16 protein-coding genes and 1 pseudogene are annotated in these 8,403 nt (G+C 63.4%); 11 read left to right on the forward strand and 6 right to left on the reverse strand.

Translation table 11 applies throughout. The annotated features are described in order from the left end of the window. Window positions 1-313: 313 nt before the first annotated feature. Complete coding sequence (locus tag GOX53_RS10900) at window positions 314-1,033, reverse strand: response regulator (RefSeq protein WP_171176164.1); 720 nt, start codon at window positions 1,031-1,033, stop codon at window positions 314-316. Window positions 1,034-1,170: 137 nt separating this feature from the next. On the opposite strand from GOX53_RS10900, the gene mce reads away from it, so the two are divergent. Continuing rightward, a complete protein-coding gene (gene mce / locus GOX53_RS10905) occupies window positions 1,171-1,575 on the forward strand; it encodes a methylmalonyl-CoA epimerase (protein ID WP_171176166.1) in 405 nt (134 codons plus the stop codon). A gap of 26 nt (window positions 1,576-1,601) precedes the next feature. Further along, window positions 1,602-1,877 (forward strand): DUF1467 family protein, encoded by a 276-nt coding sequence (locus GOX53_RS10910; RefSeq protein ID WP_171176168.1) that lies wholly within the window; start codon window positions 1,602-1,604, stop codon window positions 1,875-1,877. Between the two features lie 10 nt (window positions 1,878-1,887). On the opposite strand, the gene GOX53_RS10915 is transcribed toward GOX53_RS10910, so the two are convergent. Together GOX53_RS10915 and GOX53_RS10920 are read right to left on the reverse strand one after the other, a co-directional pair. After that, complete coding sequence (locus GOX53_RS10915; protein ID WP_171176170.1) at window positions 1,888-2,598, reverse strand: EI24 domain-containing protein; 711 nt, start codon at window positions 2,596-2,598, stop codon at window positions 1,888-1,890. Then, window positions 2,595-3,173 (reverse strand): nitroreductase family protein, encoded by a 579-nt coding sequence (locus tag GOX53_RS10920; RefSeq protein ID WP_171176172.1) that lies wholly within the window; start codon window positions 3,171-3,173, stop codon window positions 2,595-2,597. Before GOX53_RS10920 ends, GOX53_RS10915 begins: the two co-directional genes overlap by 4 nt. Window positions 3,174-3,384: 211 nt before the next feature. On the opposite strand from GOX53_RS10920, the gene GOX53_RS10925 reads away from it, so the two are divergent. After that, window positions 3,385-3,660, forward strand: coding sequence for a DUF167 domain-containing protein (locus GOX53_RS10925; protein ID WP_171176173.1), 276 nt, complete (start codon window positions 3,385-3,387; stop codon window positions 3,658-3,660). Here the strand turns inward: GOX53_RS10925 and GOX53_RS10930 are convergent. Next, window positions 3,648-3,899, reverse strand: coding sequence for a hypothetical protein (locus tag GOX53_RS10930; protein WP_171176175.1), 252 nt, complete (start codon window positions 3,897-3,899; stop codon window positions 3,648-3,650). The genes GOX53_RS10925 and GOX53_RS10930 overlap by 13 nt on opposite strands. Window positions 3,900-4,037: 138 nt before the next feature. Between GOX53_RS10930 and GOX53_RS10935 the strand changes: the two genes are divergently transcribed. From GOX53_RS10935 to GOX53_RS10955, 5 genes are all read left to right on the forward strand, one after another. Continuing rightward, entirely contained in the window at window positions 4,038-4,727 is a 690-nt protein-coding gene (locus GOX53_RS10935; RefSeq protein WP_371810280.1) for a M48 family metalloprotease, read from the forward strand. After that, a complete protein-coding gene (locus GOX53_RS10940) occupies window positions 4,724-5,092 on the forward strand; it encodes a YigZ family protein (protein ID WP_171176179.1) in 369 nt (122 codons plus the stop codon). The genes GOX53_RS10935 and GOX53_RS10940 overlap by 4 nt, the downstream gene beginning before the upstream one ends. A gap of 69 nt (window positions 5,093-5,161) precedes the next feature. After that, window positions 5,162-5,413 carry a DUF6455 family protein gene (locus GOX53_RS10945; RefSeq protein ID WP_171176181.1) on the forward strand — a complete coding sequence of 84 codons (252 nt, stop codon included), beginning with the start codon at window positions 5,162-5,164 and terminating at the stop codon, window positions 5,411-5,413. Between the two features lie 17 nt (window positions 5,414-5,430). Continuing rightward, entirely contained in the window at window positions 5,431-5,700 is a 270-nt protein-coding gene (locus GOX53_RS10950) for a DUF6455 family protein (RefSeq protein WP_171176183.1), read from the forward strand. Continuing rightward, entirely contained in the window at window positions 5,700-5,957 is a 258-nt protein-coding gene (locus GOX53_RS10955; RefSeq protein WP_171176185.1) for a DUF6455 family protein, read from the forward strand. Before GOX53_RS10950 ends, GOX53_RS10955 begins: the two co-directional genes overlap by 1 nt. 108 nt (window positions 5,958-6,065) lie before the next feature. On the opposite strand, the gene GOX53_RS10960 is transcribed toward GOX53_RS10955, so the two are convergent. Beyond that, complete coding sequence (locus GOX53_RS10960) at window positions 6,066-6,308, reverse strand: CDGSH iron-sulfur domain-containing protein (RefSeq protein ID WP_171176187.1); 243 nt, start codon at window positions 6,306-6,308, stop codon at window positions 6,066-6,068. A gap of 129 nt (window positions 6,309-6,437) precedes the next feature. On the opposite strand from GOX53_RS10960, the gene GOX53_RS10965 reads away from it, so the two are divergent. The 3 genes and pseudogenes from GOX53_RS10965 to GOX53_RS10975 form a co-directional block, all read left to right on the forward strand. Beyond that, entirely contained in the window at window positions 6,438-6,794 is a 357-nt protein-coding gene (locus tag GOX53_RS10965) for a diacylglycerol kinase (protein ID WP_171176189.1), read from the forward strand. Window positions 6,795-7,049: 255 nt separating this feature from the next. After that, window positions 7,050-7,532, forward strand: a complete 483-nt coding sequence (locus tag GOX53_RS10970; RefSeq protein ID WP_171176190.1) for a fasciclin domain-containing protein — start codon at window positions 7,050-7,052, stop codon at window positions 7,530-7,532. Between the two features lie 128 nt (window positions 7,533-7,660). Next, a pseudogene (locus tag GOX53_RS10975) lies at window positions 7,661-7,861 on the forward strand (diacylglycerol kinase); the annotation flags it as partial. A gap of 30 nt (window positions 7,862-7,891) precedes the next feature. On the opposite strand, the gene GOX53_RS10980 reads toward GOX53_RS10975, so the two are convergent. Next, a complete protein-coding gene (locus tag GOX53_RS10980; RefSeq protein WP_171176192.1) occupies window positions 7,892-8,284 on the reverse strand; it encodes a hypothetical protein in 393 nt (130 codons plus the stop codon). Window positions 8,285-8,403: the final 119 nt, after the last annotated feature.

An 8,403-nucleotide genomic window follows, 5' to 3' on the forward strand; every position in this document is an offset into this window, starting at 1 on the left:
TTCTTTTGTGCCATATCGCACCCACGTGCCGGGGCCGGATCTGAACGCACGGCTGGAAACCTTTCGCCGGGCAAGCCCAATGGTCTGGGTGCATCCATTCAGCAAAACTGCGAGCCGCTGTCCACCACGGTCCTGTTGCCCAAAATGCGGTGCCTTCAAGGGCCGTTATGGCTCCCTCCGCAGGATAGGGTCGCGCGCAATCGGGTTCCTCCAGGTGGCCCGGCTGCGGCGGATCGCTCGCGCGGCCACCTTCGCCTGAAGATACAAACCGATCCCCAATGCGGCCGTAGCCGCCAAGATGCCTTCACCCATCTCAGATCGCCTTGCGCCGTTCCAGCCGATCCTGCACCAGCCCCGCCACCCGGGCCGCATCCGCCGCGACCGGAGTACCACGCGCCCGTGCCCGGGCCAGACCTGCCGCCGCAGCCGCCAGCGTGTGATCGTCGGCGGCCCGGGCCACGCCGCTCAGAAACTGGGCGACATAATCCAATGCCTTTTCATCCTCCTGATCGCTCAGCACATCGGCCACATGGGCCATGTCGTCCTGATAGGCGAGCGGGTCGGGCCGCACCACCTCATCCTGCAAGACACGCGGCCCGCACGGGCGCCGGTCTTCGGGCAGCAGTGACAGAATGACCTCCTGAAACGTGGCCAGCGACGTCACTGGCTTGGGCAGAAACCCGTCAGCACCGGCCTCAATCGCGGCCTCTTGCGCACAGTCGTCACCCGATGTGCCAAGGATGACACTGATGCGCGGGCTCGCACCAGCCATTTCCCTGATCAGGTCAGCGCCCGAGCCGTCCGGCAGGCCCATATCAACCACGATCACCGACGGGCGGTAGAGCTGCAGGTGGCGGCGCGCCGATTTCAGGCAATCCGCCCGCCGGATGCGCGCCCCGCTGCGCAGACACAAAAGCCGCATCGCCTCGCAGGCGTATCGGCTGTCCTCGACCACGAGAATGGTCAGGCCCAGCAGCGGCCGGGTCGAGTTGGGCAGGCGATGAGCAGTGGCAAACGGGTCCGAATCATCCATGGCGGGGCTCCTTTCAGCAGACCCCATGACGCTAGGAAAATCTGGCTAACAGCGGGTTAATGGGCGCTTTGGCGCACTTGCCCTTTGTCAAGGCAGCCCCCATAACCCGGGCCAGCCCGAGGAAAGAGGAGACCCAAATGATCGGCCGCCTGAACCATGTCGCCATCGCCGTTCCGGATCTGGAAGCGGCGTCCGAGCAATATCGCAGCGCGCTGGGCGCCAAGGTCGGCGCACCGCAGGCTGAGCCCGATCACGGTGTTACCGTCGTCTTCATCGAACTGCCCAACACCAAGATCGAACTGCTCTATCCGCTGGGCGAGAACAGCCCGATCCAGGGCTTCCTCGACAAGAACCCGTCCGGCGGCATCCACCATGTGTGCTATGAGGTCGAGGATATCATCGCTGCCCGTGACCACCTGAAGGACACCGGTGCCCGCGTGCTGGGCTCGGGCGAGCCCAAGATCGGCGCCCATGGCAAGCCGGTGCTGTTTCTGCACCCCAAGGATTTCAACGGCTGCCTGGTCGAACTCGAACAGGTCTGACCGCCTGAGCAACAGGAGACGCGCCCATGTCGATCACCGCAGCACTCGTTCTCTTTGCCGTCATCTGGTTCATGACCTTCCTTGTGGTGCTGCCCATCCGGGTCAAGACGCAAGGCGACATGGGTGAGATCGTGCCGGGCACCCATGCGGGCGCGCCGGAAGAGCATCACCTGAAGAAAAAGGCGTGGATCACTACCGGTGTGTCGGTGGTGCTGTGGTGCATCATCGCAGGGATCATCCTGTCGGGCGTGATCTCGGTGAGCGACTTCGACTGGACCGGTCAGTTGAAACCGGCGGAGTAACCTCCGCCGCTCAGCGCGCAGGGCGGCGGCTGGTTTCAGCCACCCCATGGTAAATATGGGTAAAGGTCGCCGCGCCCAGAATCGGGATCAGCAGGTTGACCAGCGGCACCGAGAGCGGGATCGCCATCAGCGTCCCGGCCAACCAGATGGTCGGCATGTGCTGCGCCCGCAGCTTTTGCGCGCCCTCGCGCCCCAGGCGCCGCATGGCGGCCAAAGTGAAGTACTCCCGCCCCAGCAGAAACCCGTTCATGCCCCAGAAGATGAAGGGCGCCAGTGGCGTGAAAAGCGCATAGAGCACCAGCGCCAGCACGTTGGCCAGCACCAGAACGCCCAGGAAATTCACCGTGTCCCGCATCGCCTCGGCAAAGGGCACGCGCGGCGCCTTGGGCAGGTGGGGGTAATGCCGGTCCTCGACCGCCTGCGCCACGTCATCGAGAAACAGCGAGGTGATGGCCGAGGCCACCGGCACCATCAGAAACACCGACAGCACCATCATGAACAGCAGGGACGACACGCTGAGCAGATCGTTGAGCCATGTGACCTCGCCCAGAACCGGCAGCGTCGCCTCGGGGCCCACCAGCGCGTTGATCAGCCACAGGAACCCCGCATAGGCGCCGACCAGCAGCGCAAATGTCAGCCCGATCCCCAGCAACAGCACCTTGCGGAACCGGGGATCGCCGATCTGGCCCAGCGCCAGGAAAAATGAGTTGATAACGGTCATTCCGACACCCATTGCGTGATGGCACCCAGATCGGGGCGGGGGCGTTCGGGCGGGGCCGAGCCCTCGGTGGCGATGTGGATCAGACCGGCCACCCGTTCGTTCTCCGCCAATCTCAGTGCTTGCGCGCAGAAATCGCGGTCATGGATGGCCCAGCCGGACAGCCAGTTCGCCCCCCATCCCGCCGCCAGCGCGGCGTTCAGCAGCGCCAGACAGACGGCGCCCGCCGAATAGGTCTGTTCGATCGCCGGAACCTTTTCGGAGGGGCGCTGCACCTCGATCACCGCCACCGCCAGTTGCCCCTGATCGAACTGGCTGCGCCCCTTGGCAATATCCTCGGGGCTTTTGCCCAGTGCCTTGCCGCAGTCCTCGGTCAGAGCCGCCAGCCGGGGCATCGCGCCCTTCTCCAGCACGATGAAACGCCATGGTTCCAGCTTGCCGTGATCGGGGCTGCGCGCGGCCGCGGTCAGCAGCGGCATCAACTGGTCCCGTGTCGGTGCAGGGGCCACCAGCGTTTTGGCAGGGCGCGAGCGGCGGGCCAGCAGAAATTCCAATGCGGCGGGGTTTTCAAGCGACATATGTGAAGCCTTTTTACATAAGCCCCCTGTATCTCGGTCAGGCGGGCGCGCGTTTCAAGGGTAAAAGGAAATGGCGTGCTGAATTTTGGCGAATGTCGCTGGCGATCCGGCAGCCAGAATGCCCGCGCATGAGAAAAGATGCCATGGCGAATTTAACCCTGCGCGCGGCTCATGTACACCTGCAGAACATCCAACCAGTACGATCCCACCCATGGCCAGACCCAAGATCAAAAACCTCCCCGATCTCAGCCACCTGGCCGAACCTGGCCGTGAAATCCGCGTCCGCGTCACGCCCAAGGCCGCCCGCCACAGCGTGACGGCGGACAAGGGCGGCCTGCGCATCACCGTCACCGCCCCACCTGAGGACGGCAAGGCCAATGCCGCCACCCGCGCCCTGCTGGCCGCAGCCATGGGGGTGGCCCCGTCGCATCTGACCCTGAAACGCGGGCAGGCTGCGCGGGACAAGACCTTTGTCTACGATCCCTGATCGGGAGGGGTCTCGCGGATCTGATATACGCCCTCGGGCAGATCCAGCGCCGCCGCCAGGTCGCGCAGCTGTTCGGGCGACAGGGTGATCTTCTGCACTTGATCCGTGCGCGGGTCCAGCTGCTCCAGCGTTACGCATTCCGCGAAACTGTTGATGACCACATCCTCGTTCAGGGGCGCTTCGCCCTCATCCACCAGAGTGATGATGGTCGCGTCGAATTCATGCTCGATACTAAACATGGGGCCAGACTGCCTGCCGTCTGTCGCCGATGCAAGCCGATGGCGGCAGCAGGGGGTGGAAGACCGCCCGGACGCCGGTTAGAGTTTCTTCCCGTTGCCCCGTGAACCGAAAGGCCCCCGATGCGCCGGTTAGTCCTGTTGCTGATTCTCGCCCTGGCGGCATGCGATATCGCACCGCCCGCGCCCCCCGTCAGTGCCACGCGGCCCGGCCCGGCACCGCTCAGCCCGCAGACGGCGGCGGCCAATTTCGATGCGGTGGCCAAGGCTGTGGGGCCGCAGGCACGCAGGGAATGCAGAAACCGCACCTCCGGAATGAACTGCGACTTCCGCATCCTGGTCGATCCCAACACCCGCGCGCCGGTCAACGCCTATCAGACCGTCGACAAGCAGGGCCGCCCACTCATCATCTTTACGCTGTCCATGATCGCCACCGCCCGCAACGCGGATGAGCTGGCCTTTGTGATGAGCCACGAGGCAGCGCACCACATCCGCTCGCATCTGCAGCGCCAGTCGCAGAACGCTGCGGCCGGCGCCATCATCTTCGGCCAGCTGGCCGGTCTGACCGGGGGCGGGTCCGCCGCGGTCGAGGCCGCCCAGCAGCTCGGCGCCACCGTGGGCGCTCGCAGCTATTCCAAGGAATTCGAGCTTGAGGCCGACCAGCTTGGCACCGTGATCACCCATAATGCAGGTTACAACCCGCTGATTGGCGTCAAGTTTTTCGACCGCATTCCCGATCCCGGCGACCGGTTCCTGGGCACCCACCCGCCCAACGCGCAACGGGTGCAGATCGTGCGGCAGACCGCGCGGCAACTGGGCGTCACGCAATGAGCCAGCTCACCCGGCTGGGCGTGATCCTGACTGACCGCGGCTCGAAATACGCGGTCACCGGTGCGCCCGCCACCAGCCGGGCCGAGGTCGACGCTGTGCTGGCCGAGCTCAAGGCTGACCGCGCCTATGCCAAGGCCACCCACAACACCTGGGCCGCAATGCTGCCCACCGGCGCGCTCAAGGCCGATGACGGCGAAAGCGGCGCGGGCATGGTGATCCTGCGGATGATCGAGCGGGCGGGGCTGGAGAACCACGTCATCGTCGTCACCCGCTGGTATGGCGGCAAGAAACTGGGCGGCGACCGGTTCCGCCGGGTGCAGGACGCGACGCGCGCCTGTCTCGACCACATCGGCCTTTTGACCTGAGTCAAGGCCCCGCGCACCCCGCCTGGACTACCCTCTGTTCCATAGCGCGACAGAGAAGGACCCCACCCAATGCCCGACCGCGATACGCTCCGACGCCACGCCGACCTTGTCGACCGCATGGCCTTGGCCCAAGGCATCGACCTGCAAGAGGCCGCCATCCACGGCGATCTGACCACGGATGAAATTTCGGATGCGGTGCTGCGCTGCACCGACTGCCCGAACCCGGGCCATTGCGCGCAGTTCCTCGCCCGTGCGGCCACACCGGGCCATACCCCGGAGTATTGCCGCAATCAGGAGCTGTTCGCTCGCCTGACCCCTTGAAACCCCGGAAAACGCCCATGCCCCGCCTCGGACAGATCATGACCCATCTCCGCCTCGTGCTGCGGATGGGGCGTGCGACCGGCGCGGATATCGTCGAGGCGCACCGCGAGGGGCGGCTGAGCCAAGAGGACTGGGCCGACATGGTGCAGACCTGCCGGGGATGCGAATGGGCGCCGGACTGCCCGGAATGGCTGGACGAGAACGAATGCGTCCACGAGGCCCCCGAAACCTGCCCCAACCGCGCCCGACTGGCCGCATTGCGAGAGCAAACTCAAAAGGACGACTGATGCCGCAGATCCCGCTTGGTGAAATCGAGAGGCACTTCTGGCTCACCCGCTCGGTCGCACGCTGCATGGATGTATCGCTGACCGAGGCGATGGCCGAGGGGCGCCTGACCGAGCATGACTACGCCCAACTCATCACCCGCTGCCGCGCTGCGCAGTGCCACGGCCAGTGCGAACATTGGCTGGCCGCGCAGCAGGCCCGGGCCGACACCGCACCCGCCTTCTGTGCCAATGCCGAGGCGCTCAACCGGCTGAAATGATCCCTTACGGCATTTTGCGAAAAACTTGAAACACCCAGCATCGCTTAGCGCGTTGAAATCTAGGATTTCAGGCAGCGTTAAGTGATTCAGGTATTTCGCAAAAGTGCTCTAGATCTTGGAATGCGTGCCGTCACATAGCGGCTGTTTCGACGAGTGCTTGCAGCCGCAGAAAAACACCTTCTTGTCCGCCTCCGCCGTGTATTTCACCGGCTCGAACCCGGTCCCCTTGTGCGATCCGTCGCAGAAAGGCTGCTTGCCGGACCTGCCGCAGGCGCACCAGAAATAGGTCTTGCCCTCGGTCACCTCGACCGGAAACGGCGCTTTCTGCGCGATATTGGGCGCGTCGGACATGTGGCTCTCCTTCGCTTGGCTGATGTCTGGTGCCGAGGATAGCGCGGGGGGCGTGAATTGGTAGGGCAGGGATCGCCCCGCCGCTTGCATCCCCTGACGCCCCGCGCCAGAGTGGCCGCCGGAGGGACCATGCGGACGTTCTTTAAACGCTTGAAAGACAGGACAATCTGGAGTTGGGCAGGCCTTACGGCCACCTGGCGCGAGGAGTATTCCTTTCGCAGCTGGGTCTGGGCCAACCTGATCTCCGCCGCTCTGGCCCTGTGGTTGCCGCTCATCACCGCCGAGCGCGCCCTGATCCTCGCCCTGGGGGTTCTGGTCCTGGCCGCCGAACTGTTCAACACCGCCATCGAGCGGGCGGTGGACCACACCTCGACCGACCATCATGAACTGGCGCGTCAGGCCAAGGACGCTGCCAGCGCCGCCGTGGCGCTGACCGCGATTGCGGCGGGCGTGGTCTGGGTGGTGGTGCTGGTCGGGCTGATCTGAGCAATCGCGCACCGTCAGCGCGAACGGCAGAACCACTGAAGCGAGTCCAACAAGGCCCCGCGCCATATTCCCGCCGGAACTCCCGGCGCGACGGCGGATCACATCTTTTTGACTGGAAGATCCAGAACTGCCGGGCTTAGCGCGCGATGCCGTGTTTTCAAGCCGCGTTTTCAAGCGTGAGACCCTGAACCGGCTCACAACCTCGTGCGTACCGACCGTGATGCAAGTTGAGCATTGCAACAGAGGAAGACCGACATGTTCCGCAAGACCGTATTCGCTTCTACCGCCCTCGTTCTTATGTCCGGCACAGCCTTCGCCGATGGCCACGCAAAGGATATCGTCGACACGGCGGTTGAGGCGGGCTCGTTCAGCACACTCGTCGCCGCCGTACAGGCCGCAGATCTCGTCGACACGCTGAAAGGCGAAGGTCCGTTCACCGTCTTCGCCCCCACCGACGACGCCTTTGCAGCGCTGCCCGAGGGGACCGTCGAGGATTTGCTGAAACCCGAGAACAAGGATCAACTGGTGGCGATCCTGACCTACCACGTGGTTCCGGGTAAGGTCATGTCCGGCGATCTGAGCGATGACATGACCGCCGCAACCGTTCAGGGCGGCACCGTGACCATCGACCTCGACAACGGGGTCATGGTCAACGACGCAACCGTCGTCACCGCCGATGTCGAGGCCGAAAACGGCGTCATTCACGTGATCGACAAGGTGATCCTGCCGGAAAGCTAAACCCCCCCGCGGCCCCGCTCTCGGGGCCGCGCTCCTTCCTGGGGATGCACTCAGACGACGTTCGCTAGCATTATTGATGATCCCTTGATCCGGCTGCTCACCGTAGCGACCATCCTAGCGTTGCCCAACGCTCACTGATCCTTGCGCCGAGCGCTCTGATGTCGACCGCCGAACTGTTCAACACCGCCATTGAGCGAGCGGTGGACCACACCTCGACCGACCATCACGAACTGGCCCGTCAGGCCAAGGATGCAGGCAGCGCGGCTGTGGCGCTGACGGCGGTTTCTGCGGGGGTGGCTTGGGTGGTGGTGTTGCTGGGGTTGGTTTGACCTGAACGATGGGTGCAAGCACCCATCCTACTAATTTCCAAAATGTCGATTGTATCGTCGTTGGTACAAATTTACGTACTCTTCAAAATTATCTTCCTGACCATGGATGATCGTCGAAAGCCGTAAGGCGCTTGCAACATTGTCCTTCAAATACTCTGGTCGACCAATAGTGTCGTTCTTGCCTCTGGCATGATCGAATACGCTTGAAGAAAGAGCATATAGATACGCCCATGATGTGGTGTGTTCACATCTATCAGCAGCTTGTTCACGGGCAAAATAGTCACTGTCATCAAATCGGCTGCGCCAGCGCGAGAAAAAGACCTGATACTCCTTAAGTATCAAAGCGATTTTTTCACCATCCTCATCGCGTGAATAAGCGATGTAGTCTCTCAGTGTTGAAATTACTTCGTCTGAGAGTTTCAAATCTGTAATGCTTAGAGCTTTGTATTCTTCGCGGCTTCCTGCCTTGACCCTGTGGTGCCCTTCCTAGGGTCAGGATGCATTGATTTTCGCTGCTCTGCGTGATTCACGGCTCGGAAAAC

Origin of the sequence: Ruegeria sp. HKCCD8929 (genome assembly GCF_013031405.1) — a bacterium.
Classification (GTDB): Bacteria; Pseudomonadota; Alphaproteobacteria; order Rhodobacterales; family Rhodobacteraceae; genus Ruegeria.

Coding starts and splice junctions, on each gene's coding strand:
- GOX53_RS10940 (WP_171176179.1), top strand. CDS start 4,724: ATGAGCCAGCTCACCCGGCTGGGCGTGATCCTGACTGACCGCGGCTCG.
- GOX53_RS10960 (WP_171176187.1), bottom strand. CDS start 6,308: ATGTCCGACGCGCCCAATATCGCGCAGAAAGCGCCGTTTCCGGTCGAG.
- GOX53_RS10920 (WP_171176172.1), bottom strand. CDS start 3,173: ATGTCGCTTGAAAACCCCGCCGCATTGGAATTTCTGCTGGCCCGCCGC.
- mce (WP_171176166.1), top strand. CDS start 1,171: ATGATCGGCCGCCTGAACCATGTCGCCATCGCCGTTCCGGATCTGGAA.
- GOX53_RS10915 (WP_171176170.1), bottom strand. CDS start 2,598: ATGACCGTTATCAACTCATTTTTCCTGGCGCTGGGCCAGATCGGCGAT.
- GOX53_RS10910 (WP_171176168.1), top strand. CDS start 1,602: ATGTCGATCACCGCAGCACTCGTTCTCTTTGCCGTCATCTGGTTCATG.
- GOX53_RS10965 (WP_171176189.1), top strand. CDS start 6,438: ATGCGGACGTTCTTTAAACGCTTGAAAGACAGGACAATCTGGAGTTGG.
- GOX53_RS10930 (WP_171176175.1), bottom strand. CDS start 3,899: ATGTTTAGTATCGAGCATGAATTCGACGCGACCATCATCACTCTGGTG.
- GOX53_RS10945 (WP_171176181.1), top strand. CDS start 5,162: ATGCCCGACCGCGATACGCTCCGACGCCACGCCGACCTTGTCGACCGC.
- GOX53_RS10955 (WP_171176185.1), top strand. CDS start 5,700: ATGCCGCAGATCCCGCTTGGTGAAATCGAGAGGCACTTCTGGCTCACC.
- GOX53_RS10950 (WP_171176183.1), top strand. CDS start 5,431: ATGCCCCGCCTCGGACAGATCATGACCCATCTCCGCCTCGTGCTGCGG.
- GOX53_RS10900 (WP_171176164.1), bottom strand. CDS start 1,033: ATGGATGATTCGGACCCGTTTGCCACTGCTCATCGCCTGCCCAACTCG.
- GOX53_RS10970 (WP_171176190.1), top strand. CDS start 7,050: ATGTTCCGCAAGACCGTATTCGCTTCTACCGCCCTCGTTCTTATGTCC.
- GOX53_RS10925 (WP_171176173.1), top strand. CDS start 3,385: ATGGCCAGACCCAAGATCAAAAACCTCCCCGATCTCAGCCACCTGGCC.